The organism is Actinospineispora acaciae DSM 45401 (assembly GCF_000620785.1).
GTDB lineage: Bacteria > Actinomycetota > Actinomycetes > Mycobacteriales > Pseudonocardiaceae > Pseudonocardia > Pseudonocardia acaciae.
The window spans coordinates 206,333-229,611 of record NZ_JIAI01000003.1 but is presented as its reverse complement, the minus strand read 5'-3'; the positions used below and the strand labels follow the sequence as shown (position 1 = coordinate 229,611).

Sequence of the window (23,279 nt, the reverse complement as noted above, 5' to 3'; positions counted from 1 at the left end):
GTCATAGCGGGATAGCACCGAAAGGCATAGCGCACATGACTATCAACAAGATCTACTCATCACCGGCGGACGCGGTGGCCGACGTCCCGGACGGCTCCAGCGTGTCGATCGCCGGGTTCGGGATGACGCACAGCTTCCCGACCAGCCTCACCGTCGCGCTGCGCGAGCAGGGCGCCCGGGAGCTGTGCATCGTGGCGAACTCGCTGGGCGCCGGCCCCTACCGGTCCAACACGCTCATCGAGAACCGCCAGGTGAACCGGCTGATCGTGTCGTTCTCGGCGCGGGCGGGCGCGGGCGTCTCGGCCGCCGAGGAGCAGATCGCGGCCGGCCTGATCGACGTCGAGCTGGTGCCGCAGGGCACCCTGGTGGAGCGGCTGCGCGCCGGGGGAGCGGGCATCGGCGCGTTCTTCACCCGCACCGGCGTGGGCACCGCGATCGCCGAGGGCAAGGAGGTCCGCACCATCGACGGCGTCGACCACGTCCTGGAACAGGGGCTCAAGGTCGACTACGCGCTGATCAAGGCCGACCGCGCGGACCGGTTCGGGAACCTGGAGTTCGGCGGCGTGGGCCGCAACTTCATGCCCAGCTTCGCCAAGGCCGCCAAGATCGCGATCGCCGAGGTGGACGAGATCGTGGACGGCGAGATCGACCCGGAGCGGGTCGGCCTGCCCGGGATCTTCGTCGCGCGGGTGTGCAAGAGCACCGTCGACGTGCCGCACGACCACCTGACCCCCAAGGCCGGCCGGGGCGCGAGCAGCTCGCGGACCTACCACGGCAAGCCGGCGTGGACCCGCGAGCAGATGGCCGAGGTGGCGGCCAGCCTGGTCCCGGAGCCGAGCTACATGAACCTCGGGCTGGGCATCCCCGGCCTGATCTCGAACTACATCGAGGGCCGCGACATCACGCTGCACTCGGAGAACGGCGTGCTGGGTTACGGCACCATCGCCGACAAGGAGAACTACGACCCCTCGGTCTACAACGCCAGCGGGCACTACGTGCACGTCAACCCGGGGGCGTCGTTCTTCGAGAGCGTCACGTCCTTCGAGATGGTCAGGGGCGGCAAGGTCGACGTGGTCGCGCTGGGTGCCTTCCAGGTGGACGCGAAGGCCAGCCTGGCGAACTGGAGCACGCCGGACATGGTCGGCGGCGGCATCGGAGGGGCCATGGACCTGGTCGCCGGCGACGCCACGGTCATGGTGCTGATGACCCACCTCGACGCGGCCGGCAACGCCAAGCTGGTCAAGGAGTGCGACTACCCGCTGACCGGCCAATCCTGCGTGGACATCGTGGTCACCGACCTGGCGGTGCTGCGCTGGGACGGCACCCGGTTCAAGGTGGAGCGGATCGCCCCCGGCTTCACCCCGGCCGAGGTCGTCGAGCTGACCGAGCTGGACCTCGACGTGTCCGCCGTGAGCTGAGGGACACGATGCTGGGGAGGTTGACGGCCGCGGAGCTGGTGCGCGGCTATCGGAGCGGCGAGATCTCCCCGGTGGAGGCGACCAAGGCCGCGCTGGCCACCATCGCCGCGCACGACCACACGCTCAACGCGTTCGTGCTGGTGGACGAGCCCTCCGCGCTCCGGGCGGCCGACGCGTCGCAGCGGCGGTGGGCGGCGGGGACGCCGCTCGGGAGCGCGGACGGGGTCCCCACCGCGATCAAGGACCTCGAGCTCACCAGGGGCTGGCCGACCCTGCGCGGCAGCCACCTGGCCGGCGCGGCCGGGCCGTGGGAGGAGGACGCGCCCAGCGTGGCCCGGCTGCGCGAGGCCGGCGCTGTGCTGCTGGGCAAGACGGCCACGCCCGAGTTCGGCTGGAAGGGCGTGACCGACTCGCCCCGCTTCGGCGTCACCACCAACCCGTGGGACACCGCCCGCACCCCGGGCGGCTCCAGCGGGGGCTCGGCGGCCGCGGTGGCCGCCGGGATGTGCGCCTGGGCCGTGGGTACGGACGGCGGCGGCTCGGTCCGCATCCCCGCCTCGTTCACCGGCACGGTCGCGCTCAAACCGACCGGGAGCCTGGTGCCGATGTACCCGCCGGGCGCCAGCGGCCTGCTCTCACACCGGGGGCCGATGACCCGGTCGGTGCGCGACGCGGCGGCGATGCTGGACGTCATGGCCCGGTTCGACGGCCGGGACTGGACGGCGCTGCCCACCCCGCCGGACTCGTTCACCTCCGGCCTCGAAAACGGCGTGAAAGGCCTGCGCGTCGGGTTCTCCCGCGACCTCGGGTTCGTGCGCAACGACCCGGAGGTGGAGGCGGCGGTGGTCGCGGCGGCCGGCGCGCTGGGCGAGCTGGGCGCCGTGGTCGAGGAGGCCGACCCCGGGTTCGCCGACCCCGTCGAGCCGTTCTGCGTGCTCTGGTTCTCCGGCATCGCCGCCGCGCTCCGCAAGTTCTCCGAGGCCGACCTGGACCGCCTGGACCCCGGCCTGCGGGAGTGCGGCGAGCGCGGCCGGGCGATGTCCGCCGCCGACCACGTGGACGCGATGGCCGCCTGCGCCGACCTCGGCCTGCGGATGGCCAGGTTCCACGAGCGTTATGACGTGCTGGTCACGCCGACAATGCCGATCACGGCATTCGAAGCCGGCCAGAACTGCCCGGACGGATGGCCGTCCCCATTGTGGACGTCCTGGACCCCGTACACCTATCCGTTCAACATGACCCGGCAACCGGCATTGAGCGTCCCCTGCGGATTCACCCGCGCCGGCCTGCCGATCGGCCTGCAGATCGTCGCGGCCCGCCACCAGGACGCCACGGTATTGCGCGCCGGCCACGCCTATGAGACGGCCACCGACTGGTCGGACCTAGCGCCGCCGCTCTGAATCGCATCTCAAGATCAAAAGCGAACTCCACCCGTGACACAGCTCACGTTCGGCGCCGTGCTGCCGCATTCCGCGATGCGGACTGCGAGCGCGTCCGTGCAGGTCCGGGGCCGACGTGAACCTTGACACAGCGAGCCTACGTATGATTACCTATGTCAGACAAAAGTTCGTCATCCTCTGAATGCGGGGCCATCGACGCCCTCGGGCGAACTGCCGTGTGAACGGCGGTTCGGCGGGCTTCGACGGCCACCGAGAGTGGAGGTAGCCCGCCGTGGCGCTCCCCCCGACCCCGTTCCGCTAGGCCCTACACCCGCTTTGCTCGTCACCGAGCGCTTTTCGATACAGAACGCCGTCGCCCGAACCGGTCGACGGCAAATACCGCATATTCCGCCCTCTGCCACGCAATTTCGGCCGGTACGGCAGATTGAGCACGGAGAGTTCCCCGATGCACAAGAGAATGATCGTTGCGCTGGCAGCGGTGTGCCTGTTCGTCACGACCGCATGCGGATCGGGTGAGAACAGCGCGAAGAGCAACGCCGGCGGCAAGATCGCCGACTGCCCGCCGATCGAGGCCGGCGCCGTCGACAGGTCGGCGACGTTCACCTGGATCTACAGCGTGGCGAACACGAGCTTCGACCCCGACAAGATCACCACGGGCAACAGCCAGATGTACCTGTACCCGATCTACGACAGCCTGGTGCACCTGGACGACAAGGGCGAGCCCCGGCCGATGCTGGCCAAGTCGTGGACGATCGGGGACCAGGGCAAGTCGATCACGCTGAAGCTGGTCGAGAACTGGAATTACCACGACGGCACGCCGTTCGACGCCGCGTCGGTGAAGGCCAACCTGGACCGGCACCGCGCGAAGGGGAGCTTCAACCAGCAGCCGCTGGCCACCGTCACCTCGGTGACCGTCGTCGACCCGCACACGATCACGATCTCGACCGCCGGCGGCGCGGCCCCGCTGGTCGGGATCCTGGCCAGCTCGGCGGGCATGATGATGAGCCCGGCGGTGTTCAACGACCCCGGCCAGGCGCTCAAGCCGACCGGCGGGTCCGGCGCGTTCCGGCTGACCAGCTACCAGCCCGGCAGCAAGGTCGAGTACGAAGCCGTGCAGAACTACTGGGACCCGGCCAACCTGAACGTGGCCAAGATGGTCTACCTGATCTCCAGCGATGACAACGCCCGGCTCAACTCGGTGATCAGCGGCGCGGCCTCGGCGACGTTCCTGCGCGACAGCATGTACGGCCCCGCCAAGGACGCCGGCCTGGTGGTCTGCTCGAAGCCGAGCATGTCCAGCTACACCATGGCGCTGAACGTGGCGCGGGCCAAGTTCGACAAGCCCGCCGTCCGCAAGGCCGTGAACCTGGCCATCGACCGGGACGCCATCGCCGCGGTCACCGACGGGTTCTGCGAGCCCTCGGTGCAGATGTACCCGACCTCGTACTACGCCTCGGCGCCCGAGCTGGCCCCGGACAAGCACAAGCGGGACGTGGCGAAGGCGCGCCAGCTGCTGGAGAGCGAGGGCCTGGCCGGCGGGTTCGAGTTCACCCTGGAGACGAACAACCTGGACGCCTACCAGAAGGTGGCCGAGGTGGTGCAGGCCAACCTGGCCGAGGTCGGCATCAAGATGGCCATCGTCCCGGTCGAGCTGCCCAAGCTCATGGAGGACTTCTCGGTCCGCAAGACCGCCGACGCGTCGCTGGTCCAGCAGAAGGCCGAGGCCGACCCGAGCATCCAGATCGAGTCGTACTTCCTCAAGGACGGCTTCAGCGACCCGGGCGGCTACGAGAACCCGGAGATCGCCAAGCTCAACGACGAGGCCAAGGCGGCGGCGACCACCCAGGAGCGGTCGCAGATCTACGGCAAGCTGTTCAACAAGGCGCACGAGGACGGCGCCCAGCCGGTGATCCTGTGCCACCTGACCACGCCGATGGCGTCGAGCTCCAAGGTCATGGGCATGAAGATCTACTCCGACGGCAACCGCCAGTTCCGCGGCATCGCGATGAGGAAGTAGGGCGGCGGTGCTACGCCTGGTCGGAGCCAGGCTCACGACGATGGTGCCGCTGCTCGTCGTCGTGAGCCTGCTCATCTACGCCCTGATCATCCTGGTGCCCGGCGACCCCGCCGTGCTCATCGCCGGCCAGAACCCGACGCCGGAGAAGATCGCCGAGGTCCGCGAGCGGCTCGGGCTCAACGACCCGTTCTTCGTGCAGTTCTGGCACTGGTTCTCCGGCGCCGTCCGGGGCGACCTGGGGCAGTCGTACCTGACCGGTGAGGACGTCTGGTCGTCGATCGTGCTGCGGCTGCCGATCACGCTCTCGCTGGTCGCGCTCACCCTGCTGTTCGCGGCGGTGCTCGGCCTGGCGCTCGGGCTGGCCGCCGGGCTCTACCCGGGGCGCTGGATCGACAGGGCCGCGACCGTCGGCGCCAGCGTCGGCGTCGCGCTGCCGTACTTCTGGGTCGGCATGATGCTGGTGCTGCTGCTGGCGATCAACACCCAGGCGCTGCCGGCCACCGGGTACGTGCCGCTGACGCAGAACCCGGTGCAGTGGCTGCGGCACCTGATCATCCCGGCGCTGGCGCTGGCGATCACGCCGATGGCGATGATCGCGCGCCAGACCAGGGCCGGGGTGGTGGCCGTGATGGCCGAGGACTACATCCGCACCGCCGAGGCCAAGGGCCTGCCCCGGGCCAGGGTCATCGCCAAGCACGCGCTGAAGAACGCGGCCATCCCGGTGGTCACGGTGTTCGGGCTGGAGGCGAACCGGCTGATCGGCGCGACCGTCGTCATGGAGCAGCTGTTCGTGCTGCCCGGGCTCGGCCAGCTGGCGTACTTCTCGGTGTTCTCCCGCGACTTCCCGATGGTGCAGGGCGTGCTGCTGTTCACCGCCGTGCTCATCCTGTTGATCAACTTGGTGGTCGACGTGTCCTACGGTTACTTCAACCCGAAGCTCAAGAAGTCATGACCACGACACAGGCACGGGCAGAGATCCCGACCCCGCGCGCCCCCGGCGTGCGCCGCGTTGCCCGCCGGTTCCGCCGCAACAAGCTGGCCGTCGCCGCGCTCGCGGTGCTGCTGCTGATGATCGTGGTGGCGGCGGCCGCGCCGTGGATAGCGCCGTTCGAGCCGCTGCAGATCGACGTGGCCAACCGGCTGTCCGGCCCGAGCGCGAAGCACTGGCTGGGCACCGACACCCTGGGACGGGACACGCTCAGCCGGCTGATGTACGCCGGGCGGGTCTCCATCGGCGCCGCCGCGCTGGCCGTCGCGATCGCCGTCGCGGTGGGCGTCCCGCTGGGCATGCTGGCCGGCTACCTGGGCGGCTGGTTCGACTGGCTGCTCAACAGGGCGGCCGACGTGCTGATGACCTTCCCGGCCCTGGTGCTCACCATCGCCATCATCGCCGCGACCGGCCCCGGGCTGATCACCGCGATGGTGGCGCTGGGCGTGGTGTACTCGCCCCGGCTGTTCCGCATCGTGCGGGGCTCCACGCTCGGGGTGCGCCAGGAGACCTACATCGAGGCGTCGATCAGCATCGGCACCCCCAGCGGGATGATGCTGCGCCGCCACATCCTGCCGAACATCCTCTCGCCGGTGCTGGTGCAGGTGTCGCTGCTGATGGCGGCCGCGCTGCTCTCCGAGGTCACGATCAGCCTGCTCGGCCTTGGCGTGCTGCCGCCGACCGCGAGCTGGGGCAGCATGCTCGGCGCCGCGTTCGGCGACATCCGGCGCACGCCGATGCTGGTCGCCTACCCGGGCTTCGCGATCGCGCTGGTGACGCTGTCGTTCAACCTGATCGGCGACGGCCTGCGGGACTCGTTCGGCCGCGAGACCCGGACGGGGGAGGGCTCATGACCGCGCCGCTGCTGCGCGTCGAGGACCTGCGGATCGACTTCGCCACCGAGCACGGCTGGGCGAACGTGGTCAACGGGGTGTCGTTCGAGGTCGGGCCGGGCGAGATCGTCGGGCTGGTCGGCGAGTCCGGGTCGGGCAAGAGCGTCACCAGCCTGTCCATCCTTGGACTCATCCCGACCCCGCCGGGCCGCATCTCCGGCGGGCACGTCTGGTACGACGGCCGGGACCTGACGGCGCTGCCCGTGAGCGAGCTGCGCAACGTCCGGGGCAACGACATCTCGATGATCTTCCAGGAGCCGATGACCAGCCTGAACCCCGCGTTCACCATCGGCGACCAGATCGCCGAGGCGTACCGGCGGCACCGCGGCGGGACGAAGAAGGCGGCGTTCGCGCGGGCGGCGGAGATGCTCGACCTGGTCGGCATCCCGAACGCGCGCGGCCGGGTGCGGGACTACCCGCACGAGTTCTCCGGCGGCATGCGCCAGCGCGCGATGATCGCGATGGCGCTGATCTGCGGGCCGAAGCTGCTCATCGCGGACGAGCCGACCACGGCGCTGGACGTCACGGTGCAGGCCCAGATCATCGAGCTGCTGCGCTCGCTGCGCGAGGAGACCGGGTGCGGGATCGTGTTCATCACCCACGACCTCGGGGTGGTCGCCGAGCTGTGCGACAGGGTGGTGGTGATGTACGCCGGCGAGGTGGTGGAGACGGCGGTCGGGCGGGATCTGTTCGTCCAGCCCAAGCACCCGTACACCGAGGGCCTGCTCACCGCGATGCCCCAGCTCGGCGAGCGGGACCGCGAGCTGCCCTACATCCCGGGCCGCACGCCGGAGCCGTGGCGGATACCGGAGGGCTGCCGGTTCAACCCGCGCTGTCGCTACACCCACGACGGGTGCCGGGCCGACGCCGTGCCGCTGCGCGCGCTCGACGGTGGCCGGGCCAGCCGGTGCGTGCGGATCGACGAGCTGACCCTGGCCGGTGCCCGGTGACGCCGCTGGTGGACGTGCGCGGGCTCAACGTCGTCTTCCACAAGAAGGGGACGTTCGCGCGGGCGCGCACCGTGCAGGCGGTCAAGGACGTCAGCTTCCACATCGAACAGGGCGAGACGCTCGGGCTGGTCGGCGAGTCCGGCTCGGGCAAGTCGACGACCGGGCGCGCGGTGCTCAAGCTGGTGCCGTACGCCTCGGGGCAGGTGAGCGTGGCCGGGCACAATTTGACGGCGCTGTCCGGCGAGGCGCTGCGCAAGGTGCGCCGCGACATGCAGATGGTGTTCCAGGACCCGTACTCCTCGCTGGATCCATCCGCCACCGTGGCGGCCAGCGTCTCCGAACCGCTGCTGGTGCACGACGGGCTGTCCGGCCCGCGGGCCCGCGCGCGGGTGGTGGAGCTGCTGGAGCTGGTCGGGCTGGCCGCCCACCACGCCGACCGGTATCCGTACGAGTTCTCCGGCGGGCAGCGCCAGCGCATCGCGATCGCCCGCGCGCTGGCGCTGAACCCGAAGTTCATCGTCTGCGACGAGGCGGTGTCCGCGCTCGACGTGTCCACCCAGAACCAGGTGATCAACCTGTTGGAGGGGCTGCGCGCGGAGTTCAAGCTGTCGTACCTGTTCATCGCGCACGACCTGGCGGTGGTGCGGCACATCTCGGACCGGGTGGCGGTGATGTACCTCGGGCACATCGTGGAGGACGGCCCGGCCGAGCGGATCTACAACCAGCCGGCGCACCCGTACACCCAGGCGCTGCTGTCCGCGATCCCGGACGCCAGCCCGTACCGCGAGCGCCGGGAGCGGATCCTGCTGGCCGGCGAGGCGCCCGACCCGGCGAGCCCGCCGCCCGGGTGCCCGTTGCAGACCCGGTGTCCGTACGTCATGGACGTGTGCCGGCAGGCGATGCCCGAGCCGACCCCGGTGCACGGCGGCGGGCAGGTGGCGTGCCACCTTCAGACCAGCGGGCCGACGCTGTCCGGCGCGCCGCTCGCGGCACCCGCCGTGAAGAGCTAGAGGAGGAGTTGGAGATATGCCGACGGTCGGTTGCCTGGTCAACGGCGAGTGGCTCTACAGCGGGCTGGAGCGCCCGGTGCTGCACAAGCACACCGGGGAGACGCTCGCGCTCGCGCACGACGCCACCCCGGAGATGGTGCGTGACGCCGTCGGGGCCGCCCGGGCGGCCAGCGAGTCCGAGCGGCTGACCCCGCAGTGGCGGTTCGAGATCCTGCGCCGGGTGTCCGAGCAGATCGCCGCGAACCGGGACACGCTCGCGCGCGAGGTGGCCCGCGAGTCCGGGTTCACCGTCAAGGACTGCCTCGGCGACACCGACCGCGCCGTGCAGACCATGCTCACCTCGGCGGAGGAGGCCAAGCGCATCGCCGGGGACATCGTGCCCATCCAGGGCGCCCCCGGGTTCGACCACCGGTTGGCGTTCACGATCAGGGAGCCGGTGGGGGTGGTGTGTGCGATCACGCCGTTCAACTCCCCGCTGAACACGGTGGCGCACAAGGTCGGCCCGGCGCTGGCCGCCGGCAACGCGGTGGTGGTCAAGCCGTCGCCGTTCACCCCGATCGCGGCGGCCACGCTGTGCCGGATGCTGCTGGACGCCGGGCTGCCGGCGGGGCTGCTGCACCTGCTGCTGGGGCCGGGCGATCCGGTCGGGCGGATGCTGGTGGACGACCAGCGGGTCGACTTCTTCACGTTCACCGGCAGCACCGCCACCGGCAAGCAGATCTCGTCGCGGCTGGGGATGCGGCGGGCCACCATGGAGTGCGGGAACGTGTCGGGCACGATCGTCTGCGCGGACGCGGACGTCGAGCACGCGGCCAGGCAGTGCTGCCGGGCGGCGTTCCGCAAGGCCGGCCAGGTGTGCACGTCGGTGCAGCGGATCTACGTGCATGCCTCCGTGGCCGAGGAGTTCGTGTCCCGGCTGGGGAAGGCCGCGTCGGAGTTGGTGGTCGGCGACCCGGAGGACGACGCCACCGACGTCGGCCCGATGATCAGCGAGGCCGCCGCGCAGCGGGCCCAGGAGTGGGTCGAGGCGGCCGTGGCGGCGGGCGCGCGGGTCGCGCTGGGCGGGCGGCGGGACGGGGCCGTCATCACGCCGACGATCCTGACGGACGTGCCGGCGGACGCGCGGGTGGTGTGCGAGGAGATCTTCGCCCCGGTGGTGTCGATCATCCCGTTCACCGAGACCGAGGACGCGCTGCGGGCGGTCAACGACACTCCGTACGGACTGCAGGCGGGGATCTTCACCCGGGACCTGAACACGGCGTTCCGGGCGGCGCGGGCGCTGCGGGTGGGCGGTGTCGTGATCAACTCGACGTCGAGCACGCGGGCGGACTTGATGCCCTACGGCGGGGTCAAGGACAGCGGGTACGGCACGGAGGGGCCGCGCTACGCCATCCGGGAGATGACCGAGGAGCGGCTGGTCCTGGTCGAGCCGGCGGTGTCGTCCTGACCGGTCTGGGTCCCGACCGGCTCGCCGGGTTCGCCGGTGCGGTGCTGCGCGCCGCCGGGGTGCCGGGCGCGGACGCCGAGCTGGTCGCGGACAGCCTGGTGCGCGCCGACCTGTGGGGGCACCAGTCGCACGGCGTGCTCCGGCTCGGCTGGTACGTCAACCGGCTGCGGTCGGGGGTGATGTCCGCGCGGACGTCGCCGGAGACCGTCGTCGACGCCGGCGCGGTCGCGGTGCTGGACGGGCACGACGGGGTCGGCCAGGTGCTCGCCGCGCACGCCGCGCGCGAGGCGGTCGAACGGGCCGGTCAACACGGCATCGGCGCGGTGGCCGTCCGTAACTCCAACCACTTCGGCACCGCCGCGTACTTCACCCGGATGGCGCCTCCCCGGGGGTGTCTTGGATTCCTGGCTACGAACGCGAGCCCGGCCATGGCGCCCTGGGGCGGTAGGGAGAAGGCGGTCGGCTCCAACCCGTGGTCGATGGCGGCGCCGCTGGGTTCCGGGAAACAGATGGTCATGGACATCTCGAACACGGCCGTCGCCCGGGGCAAGATCTACCTGGCCCGCAACCGGGGCGAACCGATCCCGCCGGACTGGGCGATGACCGCGGCCGGCGAGCCCACCACCGACCCCGCCGAGGCGATCGCCGGGGTCATCGCGCCGATGGCCGCGCACAAGGGCTACGCCATCTCGGTGATGATGGACGTGCTGTCCGGGGTGCTCACCGGCAGTGGGTTCGGCGCCGCCGTCACCGGCCCGTACCAGTCCGAGCACCGCGGCGGCTGCGGCCACTTCTACCTCGCGCTGGACATCGCCGCGTTCCTGCCGCTGCCGGAGTTCACCGCCCGGATGGACAAGCTCGTCGGCGAGCTGAAGTCCAACCCGCCCGCGCCCGGCACCGCCGAGATCTTCTACCCGGGCGAGATCGAGGACCGGGCCGAGGCGCTGGCCCGTGCCGAAGGCCTGCGGCTGCCGGCGCAGACGCTGGCCGACCTGAGACGGCTCGCCGCCGAGCTGGACGTGCCGTACACGCTCGAAGGGGATGAGTGCGCATGAGAGTTGTTCACGCTCCTGACGCGAGGGCGGGCCGAAGGCTCGTCCGAGTGGCTGGATCAAGCGGTTTCATCGCCGGAGGCGATTCGTGAACAATCCTTCGAATAAGACTCAGCCTTTGACGATCACGCCGCTCTACGTCGGCCGCAACGAGGACGTGTCGATGGCGAACGTGCTCTACGCCCAGGGCCGGGAGGACCGCATCGACGTCAGCGTCTACATGTTCGTCATCGAGGGCGGCGACTCGCCGATCGTGGTGGACACCGGGACGCTCTCGCCCGAGTACGTCACCACCCACCACCCGTACAAGTTCGTGCGCGACGACGAGTCCGAGCCGGCCACCGTGCTGCGCCGCCACGGCGTCGAGGCCGACGACGTCGAGATCGTGGTGAACACCCACCTGCACTGGGACCACTGCTCGAACAACGCGCTGTTCCGCAACGCGCACGTGCTGGTGCAGCGCAAGGAGCTGGAGTACGCCATCAACCCGCTGCCGATCCACCTGCGCGCCTACGAGAAGCTGCCCGGCCTGCAGGCGCCGTGGATGGTCGCCTGGGACCGCACCGAGACCCTCGACGGCGAGGCCGAGATCGCCCCTGGGGTGACGGTCGTGCCGCTGCCCGGCCACAGCCCAGGCTCGCAGGGGGTCGTCGTCGATACGGACACCGGGCGTTACCTGATCGCCGGCGACACGATCGGCGTGTACGACAACTGGAACGCCTCGGACTGGCGCGACAGCGTGCCGGCCACCATCCACACCAGCCTGTTCGACTACTACGAGACGTTCGAGCGGATGGCCGCCCTGGACTGCGAGGTCATCCCCAGCCACGACGGCCGCGTCCTGGCCAAGGCGCCGTTCGGGAAGTAGATAGATCGTTCTAGCGCTTGATAGATCGTTCTACTCGCGCGAGCGGACGGACGGGCGGACGGACGGACGGGGCGGTCGGTCACGCCGTCTCGGCCGTCCACCGTGGTAGACGGTCGGTCTGGTCCGTGGCGTGGTGCTGGCCGCCCCCGCGGCGTGACGACCGGCGTGCCGAGGTTTCCGAGGGCGCGATCACGGCAAACTTCCGTGCGTGGGCAGGACTGTGACGATCGTGGGTGCGGCGGCGCTGGCGGCGGCGGGCACGCTGAGCGCCCTGTACGTGCTGGCGATGGCGCTGCTGCTCGCCGGGATCTCCGGGGAGTCGGCCCCGCCCGAGCGGCAGGCCTGGCTGCTCGGCGCGGGGTACGCGGTGGCACCGTTGCTGTGCGCGCTGGCAGGGGTGGCCGGGATCGTGGCCGCGATCAGGCGGCGGCTCGGGCTCGCGGCAGTGCTGACGGTGGCCGGCTGGGTGGTGCTCGCCGTGCTGGTCGCGCTGCTGATAGCGCCGCCGGGTGGTCAGGGCTGAGGGACGGTGGCGGCGGACGGCTCGCGCGGCGCCCAGATGCTGTGGAACAGCCCGCCCACCCGCTGCCGGTCGCGTTCCCCGGCCGGGATCAGGTATGCGCAGGCCACGTAGATCACCAGGTTCACCGCGAGCGCCACGATCCCGGACGTGAGCCCACCGGCCCAGGGCAGCGAGGTCGGCCAGGCCGCCTCCAGCACGATGGCCAGCCCGAACCCGACCAGCATGCCGGCGAACGCGCCGTACTTGTTGCCCCGCCGCCAGAAGATGCCCAGGAACTGCGGCACCGCGAGCTGGATGATGCCCTGGTAGCTGAGCACGGCCAGGGTGTACAGCGCGGGCAGCTTGACGGTGGCCACCACGGCGGCGACCAGCACGTAGACCACCATGCCGAGCTTGGCGACCAGCACCATCCGCCGGTCGGACAGCCGCGCGTAGTTGCCCACGATGTCGTTCGCGAACTGCGCGCCCGAGCTCTGGATGGTGCCGTCGGTGTACCCCATGGTGGCGGCGAAGACGATCACGCCGGCGAACGCCAGCCCGACCGCGCCCATGGCCGCCTCGGCGGTGGTGAACCACACCCCCTCCGGGTCCGCGCGCACCGCCGGCATGGTGGCCGCCAGCATCGCCATGACCGTGAGCAGCCCGTAGAACAGGAACGACACCGGGGTGCCCAGGAACGCCGAGCGCTTGAGCGAGCGGACCCCGTTCGCGGTGTAGAGCCGCACGAAGATCCCCGGCCAGCACCAGCCGCCCAGCGCGCCGGAGAACACCAGCGAGAACAGGTAGAACGGCCCGGGCCCGCCGTCCGCCGCGCCGGGGATCGTGAAGTACTCGTCGGGCAGCGCATCGAACGACGCCCCGCGCTCGACCACCAGCCAGACCAGCAGCGCGATGATCAACAGGATGCCTCCGAGGTAGGCCACCGCGCCCTGGAACAGGTCGGTGATCACCACGCCGCGCATGCCCATCCGGATCGTCCAGACCTGCCGCACCGCCAGCACCACGATGCCGGCAAGCACCGCCGCGTTGTACGAGATGTGCCCGAACGAGAGCCGGTCGAGCACCACGCCCATCGCCTGCAGCCCCAGCACCAGCCAGGGGAACCCGGAGACGATCCCGATCACCGCCACCACGGTGCGGATGTGCCGCGAGTCGAACCGCAGCGCGAACAGGTCGGACTGGGTGCGCAGCCCGAACCGCGATCCCCACACCCACACCCGCCGCGACATCCCGTACATCACGAGCACGGTCAGCAGGCTGTAGGACAGCGCGTAGAAGCCGACCACCCCGGACGCCGCGCTCAGCCCGGCGAACCCGATGAAGATCGTGCCCGGCCACCAGGTGTTGAGGAACGAGCTGGCCTGGTAGACGGCGCCGAACGCGCGCCCTCCCACGGCGTAGTCGGTGAAGGTGTCGTCCTGACGGCCGGCGACGTGCAGGATCCAGATCACCAGCGCGAAGAACACCGCCAGCGAGCCGTACGTGATGAGCACGCTCATTCCACGTCGCCCCGCTTCTCCTCGGCCAGGTACAGGCCGACCACGGTGGCCGTGACGAACAGGCCGACCAGCACGAAGTAGGCCAGCGAGCGGGGCAGCCCGAGGAAGCTCTCCCGACCGCTGGCCGCGAGGTACACCGGCGGGAACATGGCGGCCACCGCGGCCACGGCGCACACCGCGCCCAACACCAGGTGCTTGGTCCTCCGGGGCTTGGGTCGGGTCATGGGGGCGGCCTCCTCACCGGTCGGACAGCGTTGGCCTCGGTACCTCGGCGAGCAGCTCGGCGACCGCGTCCACCACCGCCCGCTGGTGATCCGCCAGCTCCTGGCCCGGCCAGCGCGACCAGATCGGCTCGTACGGGTCGTCCACCCCGGTCTTGTGCCCGGTCAGGGTCTCCAGCACGGCCAGTCCGCAGAACGGCACGTAGACCGGGGAGTAGCCGCCCTCGTGGCTGATCACCAGCCGGCCGCCGCACAGCTCGCCGGCCAGGTCCATCAGCCGCCGCGTCATCTCGGCGTAGACGCCGGAAGTGAGCATCATCCGGCCCAGCGGGTCGCCGTTGGCCGAGTCGAACCCGCTGGCCACCATGACCAGCTCGGGGTGGAACGCCCGGACGGCGGGCAGCACCACCCGGTCCATGGCGTGGAGGTAGGCGCCGCGCCCGGATCCGGCCGGCAGCGGGACGTTCAGCGCGCTGCCGTACCCGTCTCCCTGACCCCGGTCGCCGATCGTGCCGCTGTCCGGCGGGAAGTTGCCGTCCTGGTGCAGCGAGACGGTCAGCACGTCCGGGTCGGCGGCGAACACCGCCTCGGTGCCGTTGCCGTGGTGCACGTCCCAGTCCACCACCGCGACCCGGCGCAGCCCCAGCTCGGCCTGGGCGTAGCGGATCGCCACGCCGATGTTGGCGAACATGCAGAAGCCCATGCCCCGCTCCGGCACCGCGTGGTGGCCGGGCGGGCGGACCAGCGCGTAGGCGTTCTCGACCTGGCCGCCGAGCACCGCCCGCACCGCCGCCATGGTGCCGCCGGCCGCCCAGCGCGCGATGTCGTAACCGCCGTGCCCGAACGGCGAAAGCCCGTCGCCCATGTCCCCGCCGCGCGGGTCGGCGCTCTGCTCGCGCATGCTGGCCAGGTGCTCCTCGGCGTGCACCCGCAGCAGGTCCGCCTCGGTGGCCGGCCGCGCCGGCACCCGGACGAGGTGGTCGAGCATCCCGGACACCTCGACCAGCGAGGCGAACCGCGTCTTGGACTCCGGCGACTCGAAGTGGCCGAACGGCTGCAGACCCGGGCCGGTCATGAACCCGGCCGCCTTTCCGGTGTCGTGCCACCCGTACAGCTCGTGCCACACCCAGCCAGTGCCCATGCGCTCTTCACTTCCTCGCCCGCGACGATGAGGGGGACGCCGGCCGTGTCGACGTGTCCGGCGTCACCTAACCGTGACCTACCGACCCCCGCGCGGCGTAGATCGGCCGGCTGGTTCGTGACCTACTTCACATCTAAACGGACGGTAAGAGCGACTCACCGGCCACTTGTGGCGCGTTCGCCTCAACCGTCACGACGTGAGGCGACGTTTAGCGAGGCTTGGGCTTCCGATTAGGTCCGAAATTAGGGGTAACGCTCATCCGAAGCCCGGATGCCCCTAATGGGCTAAGCGTCCGTCACCCAGATGCGGGGATCGGGGAACCCTGATTGTTCCCCGATGTCCCACATACTTGAGCGTTCTACGTTGCCCGTACCCCACGATCGAAACGCACACGGGCTGCTCACGCCTCACCCGCCCGACCCATGCCCCCCCGCTCGTCATTGCCCGCGCTCACCCCTGCCCGGGCCGACGGCTGGCGCCCGCCGCCGCGCGGACCCGGACCGATGGAGTGAACCCGGATCGATGATCACTGCGTTACAGCGGGCCGCACAGATCGCGACGCGACTGGAAGGCGGCGGCACATGGACGGCGGCGTCCGACTCCCTCGGCTCGGTCTCGCCGCGTGAGGCCGAGCTCCGGGGGCCGGACGGCATGTCGCTCGCGCTGGTCGAGCGCGCCGACGGCTACGTCAACGTCTCCTGGCGCGTGCCGCACGCGCTGGACGGGTACGTGCCCGACGGCATCGAGCGGCGACACGAGATCAACATGTCCGGGTCCAAGAACGCCGAGGCGATGGCCACCGAGATCACCCGGCGGCTGCTGCCGCCCGCCCGCGCCAGCCTGGCCGCGATCCAGACGCACAAGATCGTCCAGGACACCGTCGCGGCGAACCGGATGATCATGGTCGACCGGATCAGGACGGCGCTCGACATCACCCCGACCGAGTTCGACCGCCAGGGCAACCTGCACATCGGCCAGTTCGGCGGCGACATCTACGGCACCGTCGAGGTGACCAGGGGCGACCACGACGTGATCTTCTCCATCACCGTGACGCACACCCTGGCGCTGGCCATCGCCGGCGCGATCGGCAAGGCGATCCGAACGCCCTGACCGCTTAAGATTGCGTCCCGTGCTGCTCGTGCTGTGGGACCTCGACCACACGCTGCTCGAGGTGCGCAACGTGAGCAGGGAGGCGTACGCGGTCGGGTTCGAGCGGGTCACCGGGGTTCGGCTCACCCGCCTGGCTCCGATGGCCGGCCGCACCGACCGCGCGATCATCGCTGAAACGTTTCACCTGCACGCGCTGGAGCCGTCCGAGGAGATGGTGGACCGCGTCGGCACGGCGGTCGGCGAGGAGTACGCGGCACGCTCGGCGCAGGTCCCCGGCAACGGCCGGGTGCTTCCCGGCGCGCTGGAGGCGCTGCGCGAGCTGGGCCGGCTCGCGGACGTCCACCAGTCCGTGCTGACCGGCAACATGCGGCCCATCGCGCTGGTCAAGCTGTCCTCGCTCGGGCTGGCCGACCGCCTCGACCTGGCCAGCGGCGCCTTCGGCATGGACCACGCGGAACGCTGGCGGCTGGTGTCCATGGCCGCGCGCCGCGCCGAGGCGGCCCTGGGCCTTGCCGACCTGGCCATCGCGCCGGAGGACACCGTCTTGATCGGGGACACCCCGCTCGACGTGGCGGCGGCCGCCGCGGCCGGGGCGCGGGCGATCGCCGTCGCCACCGGCGCGAGCAGCGCCGCCGACCTGCGCGCGGCCGGCGCGGCCACCGTGTTCGAGGACCTGACGGACACCGCGCGGCTGGTCCGGGCGGTGCGGGGCTCGGCGTAGCGGTCAGGAGCCCCAGGTGCGGGACTCGCCGGCCGGGTTGGTCTCGCGGGGCAGGCCCAGCGGGTTGTCGTCGCGCAGCGCGTCGGGCAGCAGCGCGGCGGGGGCGTTCTGGAACACCACGGGGCGCAGGAACCGGTCGATGGCCCGCGAGCCGACGGAGGTGTGCAGCGGCGCGGTGGTGGACGGGTAGGGGCCGCCGTGGTGCATCGCGGGGGTCACCGCGACGCCGGTCGGCCAGCCGTTGAACAGCACCCGGCCGGCCTGTTCCGCCAGCCGGGTGACCAGCGGGCGGGCCGACTCGGTGTCGGCGGGGTCGTCGGCGTCGAGGTGCACGGTGGCCGTGAGGGAGGGCTCCAGCGCGGCCGCGAGCACGGGCAGCTCGTCGACCTTGTCGTAGCCGACCACGATCGACAGCGGCCCGAACGCCTCGTCGAGCAGGTCGGCGCCCCGGTCGAGCAGCGTGCCGGAGTCGGTGGCGGCCAGCGTGGGAGCGGCGGCCAGGCCGTCCGGGTCACCGCCGTCGACCAGGGTGCGGACCCCGGCGGCGGCCAGGATGGCGTCGTGGCGGGAGCCGTAGCCCCGGCTGACCTTCTCGGTGAGCATCCGCGCGCCCGGCACCGCGCGCACCGCCTCGACCAGCGCGTCCTCCAGGCCGTGGTCGGCGGGCAGGAACAGCAGCCCCGGCTTGGTGCAGAACTGGCCGACGCCCAGGGTGAACGACTCCACGTAGCCGCGCGCGATCTCGGCGCCTCGGGCCCGCACCGCGCCCGGCGTGACGAACACCGGGTTGTTCGAGCCGAGCTCGCCGAAGAACGGGATGGGCCTGGGCCGGGCGGCGGCGATGTCGAACAGCGCGCGCCCGCCGGCCACCGAGCCGGTGAACGCGGCCGCCGCGATCCGCTCGTCGCGCAGCGCGTCGACGCCCTGGCGGTCGCCGTGGATGACCGCGAACACGCCGTCCGGGGCGCCCGCCGTGCGCAGCGCGTCCGCCACCACCTGGCCGGTGCGGGCGGACAGCCGGGGGTGCCCCGGGTGGGACTTGAGGACGACCGGGCAGCCGGCGGCGAGCGCGGACGCGCTGTCCCCGCCGATCACGCTGAACGCGAACGGGAAGTTGCTCGCCGCGTACACCAGTACCGGCCCGATCGGCAGCTTGACCCGGCGCAGGTCGGGGCGGGGGCCGATGGCGAAGTCCGGGTCGGCCGCGTCCAGCACCACGTCCAGGTACGCACCCCGGGCGAGCACCTCGGCGAACAGCCGCAGCTGCACGGCCGTGCGGTTCAGCTCGCCGCGCAGCCTCGCGTCGGGCAGCCCGGACTCGGCGATGGCCAGCTCGACCAGCTCGTCGTCGTGCGCGTGCAGCGCGTCCGCGACCGCGACCAGGTGGGCCGCGCGGGTCTTCGGCGGCAGCGCGCCGAACGGGCCGGCGGCCTCGGCGGCGCCGGACAGGATCCGGTTCAGCTCGTCGTCCGTCGTCTCGGGCACGGAGTCGATCACCTCGGAGCTGGACACAGCCGCGCACCTTCTCTCGCGCTCAGGGGGTTGGTCGGCGTGGCCCATGGTAGGGATGGGCCGGGCTCGTACGGGCGGTCAGGTTGCCGCGCCCGGTCGGGCGAGCGGGTTGTCGGCGGCGGCGATTAGCCAGTCCATCGCGGCGGCGCCCTCGACGACCGGGTTGGCCAGCTCGCCGACCCCGTCGATCGTGATCCGGACCAGGTCGCCGGCGGCCAGCGTCACGTCCAGCGCGGGCACGATGCCGGTGCCGGTGCAGAGCACGGCGCCCTCCGGGAACCGCTGCGCGTGGTACAGGTGTTCGAGCAGCTCGGCGGGCGGTCGGCGCAGCTCGGCGGTGCTGGTGCGGCCCTCGAACACGGTTCGGTCGTTTCGGGTCACCGTCATCTCGATGGGCAGGGCGGCGGCGTCGGGCAGCTCGGCGGCGGGGCGGATGCCCACGGACAGCGCGGCGCTGCCGGCGTACATCTTGGCCTGCGGCAGGTACAGCGGGTTCTCGCCCTCGATGGAGCGCGAGCTGACGTCGTTGGCGACCAGGTAGCCGACCAGCTCGCCGGCGCTGTTGGCCACCGCGGCGAGCTCGGGCTCGGGCACGTTGAGCGGGGAGTCGTCGCGGACGGCGATCGGCTCGCGGTCGGTGACGACACGCCAGGCGGGGGCCTTGAAGAACAGCTCGGGCCGGTCGGCGTCGTAGACCTTCTCGTACACCGAGCGCTCGGTGCTCTCCTCGACGCGCGCCTCCCGGGACCGGTGGTACGTCACGCCGGCGGCCCACAGCTCGGTGCGGCCGTCGATCGGTGGCAACAGCACGACGTCACCGCCGCGCACGGAGACCGACCGACGGTCGGTCTGTTCGAGGGCGGCGTCGAACGCGGACCGGGACAGCGTCAACAGGTCCGCGACCCGCCGCACGTCCGGCACCGCGCGCAGCTCGCCGTCGTCACCGAGCAGACCCACCCGCACCTCTCCGGCCTGACGGTCCGCATACCGCACCAGATGCATCACGAACTCCCTTTCCTGCCTCATACGCCGGCGGGCTCAACAGCGCTCATCACGCTGGTTGCGTTCACTTCGGTGCCGGTCGCGCTAGTCCGCGCGAGCGCCCACCCACCGAAACGTAGCCGCGCACGCGAACCCGAGCACCACGACGGCGGCCACCAGGTACAGCCCGCCCGCGCCGCTGCCGGTGAGCTGCTCGGTCACGCCCATGATGGACGGGCCGACGAACCCGCCCAGGTTGCCGATCCCGGAGATCAGCGGGATGGTCGCCGCGACCTGCACGCCGGCCAGGATGGTCGGCGGCACCGTCCAGAACACCGGCTGCGCGCCCAGGAACCCGAACGCCGCCACGCACAGCGCGATCAGCCCCGGCACCGGCGGCAGCGCCGCGCCCCCGACCAGCCCGACGGTCGTACAGCCCAGCGCGATGAGCAGCGGGCCGCGCCGGTTGCCGGTGCGGTCGGACAGCCACGGCAGCACCAGCACGCCGGCCAGCGCGAACACCCAGGGCAGCGCGGACAGGAAGCCCACCTGCACGTCCGAGAGCCCGCCGATCCGCTTGACCAGCGCGGGCAGCCAGAACGTCACCCCGTACACGCCGAGCTGGATCGCGAAGTAGACGTAGACCAGCCGCAGCACCCGCGAGTCGCGCAGCACCGCCCACACCCCGCGCCGGGGCCGGCGCTCGGCCGGCGGCTCGTCGGCCTTGATCGCGGCGGCCAGCGTGGCTCGTTCGGCGGTGGACAGCCAGCGGGCCTGTTCCGGGCGGTCGGTGAGCAGCCACGGCACGGCCAGCGCGAACAGCGCGGTGGGCACCCCCTCCAGGATGAACATCCACTGCCAGCCGTCCAGGCCGAGCAGCCCGTGCAGGCCGAGCAGGTACCCGCCGACCGGGTTGCCCACGATGCTGGAGATGGCCACCGCCGACTGGAAGATGCCGGTGGCCTTGCCGCGCTCCCGGTTCGGGAACCAGTACGTGATGTACAGGATGACGCCGGGGAAGAAGCCGGCCTCGGCCACCCCGAGCAGGAACCGCAGCAGGTAGAAGCTGGTCGGGCTGGAGGTCAGCGCCAGCGCGGCCGACAGCACGCCCCAGACCAGCATCATCCCGGCCAGCCAGCGGCGTGCCCCGATCCGGTGCAGCACCAGGTTGGACGGCACCCCGAACACCGCGTAGCCGATGAAGAACACCCCGGCGCCGAAGCCGAACACCGCCGCCGAGATGCCGGCGCTGGCCTGCAACTGGTCCTTGACCAGGCTCACGTTCGTGCGGTCCAGGAAGGACAGCACGAACATGATGAACAGCGGCGGCAGCAGCCGACGCCCGACCTTGCGCCGCAGCGCCGCCGGAAGCACGCCCGGCGGCGGGGAGACGGCAACCATGACGACCTCCAGACATCTGATGTCTCGGGCAGATTAGGTGTGCCGTCCGGCGGTTTGCAAGCGTTCGGGCGCTAGCAGACCGGCGGGACATCAGATATCTTGCGGAGCCATGAGCCGTATCGTTGACGCGCGCGCCATCGACCTGCGCTTCCCGACCTCCGACCAGCTCGACGGCTCGGACGCGATGAACGAGGCCCCGGACTACTCGGCGGCGTACCTGGTGCTGCGCACCGACGACGACACCGCGGACGCTGCCGAGGGGCACGGTTTCACGTTCACGATCGGCCGGGGAAACGAGCTGGTCACGGCCGCCGTGCAGACCATGGCAGGGCGGGTGGTCGGGCGCGACCTGGACGAGATCGCCGGCGACCTCGGCGGCTTCTGGCGCTGGCTGACCTCGGACAGCCAGTGGCGCTGGCTGGGGCCGGACAAGGGCGTCATCCACCTGGCGACCGCGGCGGTGGTCAACGCGGTGTGGGACCTGGTGGCCAAGCGCGCCGGCAAACCGGTCTGGCAGTTTCTCGCGGACATGACCCCGCGCGAGGTCGTCGACCTGGTGGACTGGCGCTACCTGCGCGACGCCCTGACCCCCGAACGGGCGCTCGAGCTGCTGGAACGCCAGCGCCCCTCGCGCGCCGCCCGTGAGGCGACGCTGCGAGCCGAGGGCTACCCGGCGTACACCACCAGCGCCGGCTGGCTGGGCTACTCCGACGAGAAGCTGGCCCGGCTGTGCCGCGAGGCGGTGGACGGCGGCTGGGACTCGGTCAAGCTCAAGGTCGGCGCCAACCTGGACGACGACGTGCGGCGCTGCCGGATCGCCCGCGAGGTCATCGGCCCGGACCGCAAGCTCATGATCGACGCCAACCAGACCCTCGGGGTGGGCGAGGCGATCGAGTGGGCGGACGCGCTGGCCGGGTTCGACATCTGGTGGTTCGAGGAGCCGACCAGCCCGGACGACATCCTCGGCCACGCGGCCATCGCCAAGCGGATCGCGCCGGCCCGGGTGGCCACCGGGGAGCACTGCCACAACGCGGTGATGTTCAAGCAGCTGCTGCAGGCCGGCGCGCTGGGCTTCTGCCAGGTCGACGCCTGCCGGCTGGCCGGGGTGAACGAGGCGGTGGCGGTGCTGCTGCTGGCCGCCGAGCACGGGGTGCCGGTGTGCCCGCACGCCGGTGGGGTCGGGCTGTGCGAGCTGGTGCAGCATCTGTCCATGTTCGACTTCCTGGCGGTCAGCGGGTCCATGCAAGATCGGGTGGTGGAGTACGTGGACCACCTGCACGAGCACTTCGTGGACCCGGTGCGGATGGCCGGCAGCCGGTACCTGCCGCCGACCGCGCCGGGCTACAGCGCGCAGATCAAGCCGGAGACGCTGGCGGCGTACAGCTTCCCGGACGGGTCGGTTTGGACCGCGCGGTGACCTCGGCCGATGCCACCGCGAGCGTGGTGGACACGGCCATCGAGGCGCTCAAGCGGGAGATCGAGGGCGGTCGGCTGCGGCCGGGGGAGCGGCTGCCGCCGGAGGCGGAGCTGGCCGGGCGGATGGGGCTGTCCCGGCTGTCGCTGCGGGAGGCGGTACGGGCACTGACCATGGCCGGGGTGGTCGAGGTGCGCCGGGGCTCCGGCACGTTCGTCACCGACCTGCGGCCGGACACCATCATGCGCCGGCTCGGCGGGTTCCTGGAGCTGAGCCAGGACGGAAACATGGGCGAGCTGTTCGAGTGCCGGCGGATCCTGGAGTCCGAGGCGTCCGCGCTGGCCGCCGTCCGGATCACCGACGCCGAGCTGGACGACCTGGGCGCGCGCATCGAGCTGATGGCCACCCTGACCGACCCGGAGGAGCTGGTCCGCGAGGACCTGGCGTTCCACGAGGCGATAGCGGCCGCCGCCCGCAACCCGACCCTGTGCCAGCTCTGCGCCACGGTGGCCCGCCGCACCGAGCGGGCCCGGATCTGGCGCGCGCTGGTGTCGCACGACGTGCTGTCCTGGACGCACCAGCAGCACGTGAGCATCTACACCGCCCTGCGCCAACGCGACAGCCTGGCCACCTACACCGCGGCCAGCCGCCACGTGGCCGACGTCCAGGGCTGGCTGGAGGACCGCCTCGGCGCCGAGCCCTCCTGAACTGAT

The 23,279-nt window shown here is 71.6% G+C and carries 21 protein-coding genes; 15 read left to right on the top strand and 6 right to left on the bottom strand.

Features of this window, described 5'->3' with window-relative positions; translation table 11 throughout:
• Window positions 1-35 precede the first annotated feature (35 nt).
• The 11 genes from N912_RS0117925 to N912_RS0117875 all read left to right on the top strand — a co-directional run bounded on the left by N912_RS0117925 (window position 36) and on the right by N912_RS0117875 (window position 12,566).
• A complete protein-coding gene (locus tag N912_RS0117925; protein ID WP_051580371.1) occupies window positions 36-1,418 on the top strand; it encodes a 3-oxoacid CoA-transferase in 1,383 nt (460 codons plus the stop codon).
• Window positions 1,419-1,426: 8 nt separating this feature from the next.
• A complete protein-coding gene (locus N912_RS0117920) occupies window positions 1,427-2,818 on the top strand; it encodes an amidase (RefSeq protein WP_028923496.1) in 1,392 nt (463 codons plus the stop codon).
• Window positions 2,819-3,263: 445 nt separating this feature from the next.
• The gene (locus N912_RS0117915) at window positions 3,264-4,835 is read left to right on the top strand and encodes an ABC transporter substrate-binding protein (protein ID WP_084210986.1); all 1,572 of its coding nucleotides are present in this window, start codon (window positions 3,264-3,266) and stop codon (window positions 4,833-4,835) included.
• Between the two features lie 7 nt (window positions 4,836-4,842).
• Window positions 4,843-5,787, top strand: coding sequence for an ABC transporter permease (locus N912_RS0117910; RefSeq protein WP_028923494.1), 945 nt, complete (start codon window positions 4,843-4,845; stop codon window positions 5,785-5,787).
• Complete coding sequence (locus tag N912_RS0117905; RefSeq protein ID WP_028923493.1) at window positions 5,784-6,677, top strand: ABC transporter permease; 894 nt, start codon at window positions 5,784-5,786, stop codon at window positions 6,675-6,677. The genes N912_RS0117910 and N912_RS0117905 overlap by 4 nt, the downstream gene beginning before the upstream one ends.
• The gene (locus tag N912_RS0117900; RefSeq protein WP_028923492.1) at window positions 6,674-7,666 is read left to right on the top strand and encodes an ABC transporter ATP-binding protein; all 993 of its coding nucleotides are present in this window, start codon (window positions 6,674-6,676) and stop codon (window positions 7,664-7,666) included. The genes N912_RS0117905 and N912_RS0117900 overlap by 4 nt, the downstream gene beginning before the upstream one ends.
• The gene (locus N912_RS0117895) at window positions 7,663-8,676 is read left to right on the top strand and encodes an ABC transporter ATP-binding protein (RefSeq protein ID WP_028923491.1); all 1,014 of its coding nucleotides are present in this window, start codon (window positions 7,663-7,665) and stop codon (window positions 8,674-8,676) included. Before N912_RS0117900 ends, N912_RS0117895 begins: the two co-directional genes overlap by 4 nt.
• Window positions 8,677-8,692: 16 nt before the next feature.
• Window positions 8,693-10,123 carry an aldehyde dehydrogenase family protein gene (locus tag N912_RS0117890; RefSeq protein WP_028923490.1) on the top strand — a complete coding sequence of 477 codons (1,431 nt, stop codon included), beginning with the start codon at window positions 8,693-8,695 and terminating at the stop codon, window positions 10,121-10,123.
• Window positions 10,120-11,178 carry an Ldh family oxidoreductase gene (locus N912_RS0117885; RefSeq protein ID WP_028923489.1) on the top strand — a complete coding sequence of 353 codons (1,059 nt, stop codon included), beginning with the start codon at window positions 10,120-10,122 and terminating at the stop codon, window positions 11,176-11,178. The genes N912_RS0117890 and N912_RS0117885 overlap by 4 nt, the downstream gene beginning before the upstream one ends.
• A 115-nt stretch (window positions 11,179-11,293) precedes the next feature.
• Window positions 11,294-12,043 carry an N-acyl homoserine lactonase family protein gene (locus N912_RS0117880; RefSeq protein ID WP_037065281.1) on the top strand — a complete coding sequence of 250 codons (750 nt, stop codon included), beginning with the start codon at window positions 11,294-11,296 and terminating at the stop codon, window positions 12,041-12,043.
• Window positions 12,044-12,251: 208 nt separating this feature from the next.
• On the top strand, window positions 12,252-12,566 hold the full coding sequence (locus tag N912_RS0117875; RefSeq protein WP_156993723.1) for a hypothetical protein: 315 nt from the start codon (window positions 12,252-12,254) through the stop codon (window positions 12,564-12,566).
• On the opposite strand, the gene N912_RS0117870 is transcribed toward N912_RS0117875, so the two are convergent.
• The 3 genes from N912_RS0117870 to N912_RS52730 are packed head-to-tail and all read right to left on the bottom strand — an operon-like array spanning window position 12,557 to window position 15,427.
• Window positions 12,557-14,065 carry a sodium:solute symporter family protein gene (locus N912_RS0117870; RefSeq protein WP_028923486.1) on the bottom strand — a complete coding sequence of 503 codons (1,509 nt, stop codon included), beginning with the start codon at window positions 14,063-14,065 and terminating at the stop codon, window positions 12,557-12,559. The genes N912_RS0117875 and N912_RS0117870 overlap by 10 nt on opposite strands.
• Complete coding sequence (locus N912_RS0117865; protein WP_028923485.1) at window positions 14,062-14,289, bottom strand: hypothetical protein; 228 nt, start codon at window positions 14,287-14,289, stop codon at window positions 14,062-14,064. The genes N912_RS0117870 and N912_RS0117865 overlap by 4 nt, the downstream gene beginning before the upstream one ends.
• A 13-nt stretch (window positions 14,290-14,302) precedes the next feature.
• Entirely contained in the window at window positions 14,303-15,427 is a 1,125-nt protein-coding gene (locus N912_RS52730; RefSeq protein WP_037065276.1) for a class II histone deacetylase, read from the bottom strand.
• A gap of 522 nt (window positions 15,428-15,949) precedes the next feature.
• Between N912_RS52730 and N912_RS0117855 the strand changes: the two genes are divergently transcribed.
• Window positions 15,950-16,537 carry a hypothetical protein gene (locus tag N912_RS0117855; RefSeq protein WP_028923484.1) on the top strand — a complete coding sequence of 196 codons (588 nt, stop codon included), beginning with the start codon at window positions 15,950-15,952 and terminating at the stop codon, window positions 16,535-16,537.
• A 19-nt stretch (window positions 16,538-16,556) separates the two neighbouring features.
• On the top strand, window positions 16,557-17,258 hold the full coding sequence (locus N912_RS0117850) for a haloacid dehalogenase-like hydrolase (protein ID WP_051580370.1): 702 nt from the start codon (window positions 16,557-16,559) through the stop codon (window positions 17,256-17,258).
• 3 nt (window positions 17,259-17,261) lie between these two features.
• On the opposite strand, the gene N912_RS0117845 is transcribed toward N912_RS0117850, so the two are convergent.
• From N912_RS0117845 to N912_RS52725, 3 genes are all read right to left on the bottom strand, one after another.
• Entirely contained in the window at window positions 17,262-18,770 is a 1,509-nt protein-coding gene (locus tag N912_RS0117845; RefSeq protein WP_028923482.1) for an aldehyde dehydrogenase (NADP(+)), read from the bottom strand.
• Between the two features lie 78 nt (window positions 18,771-18,848).
• A complete protein-coding gene (locus tag N912_RS0117840) occupies window positions 18,849-19,772 on the bottom strand; it encodes a fumarylacetoacetate hydrolase family protein (protein ID WP_156993721.1) in 924 nt (307 codons plus the stop codon).
• Window positions 19,773-19,856: 84 nt separating this feature from the next.
• A complete protein-coding gene (locus N912_RS52725) occupies window positions 19,857-21,152 on the bottom strand; it encodes an MFS transporter (protein ID WP_084210984.1) in 1,296 nt (431 codons plus the stop codon).
• Between the two features lie 109 nt (window positions 21,153-21,261).
• Between N912_RS52725 and N912_RS0117830 the strand changes: the two genes are divergently transcribed.
• Both N912_RS0117830 and N912_RS0117825 read left to right on the top strand, forming a co-directional pair.
• Complete coding sequence (locus N912_RS0117830) at window positions 21,262-22,569, top strand: enolase C-terminal domain-like protein (protein WP_028923480.1); 1,308 nt, start codon at window positions 21,262-21,264, stop codon at window positions 22,567-22,569.
• The gene (locus N912_RS0117825) at window positions 22,566-23,273 is read left to right on the top strand and encodes a FadR/GntR family transcriptional regulator (RefSeq protein ID WP_028923479.1); all 708 of its coding nucleotides are present in this window, start codon (window positions 22,566-22,568) and stop codon (window positions 23,271-23,273) included. The genes N912_RS0117830 and N912_RS0117825 overlap by 4 nt, the downstream gene beginning before the upstream one ends.
• Window positions 23,274-23,279: the final 6 nt, after the last annotated feature.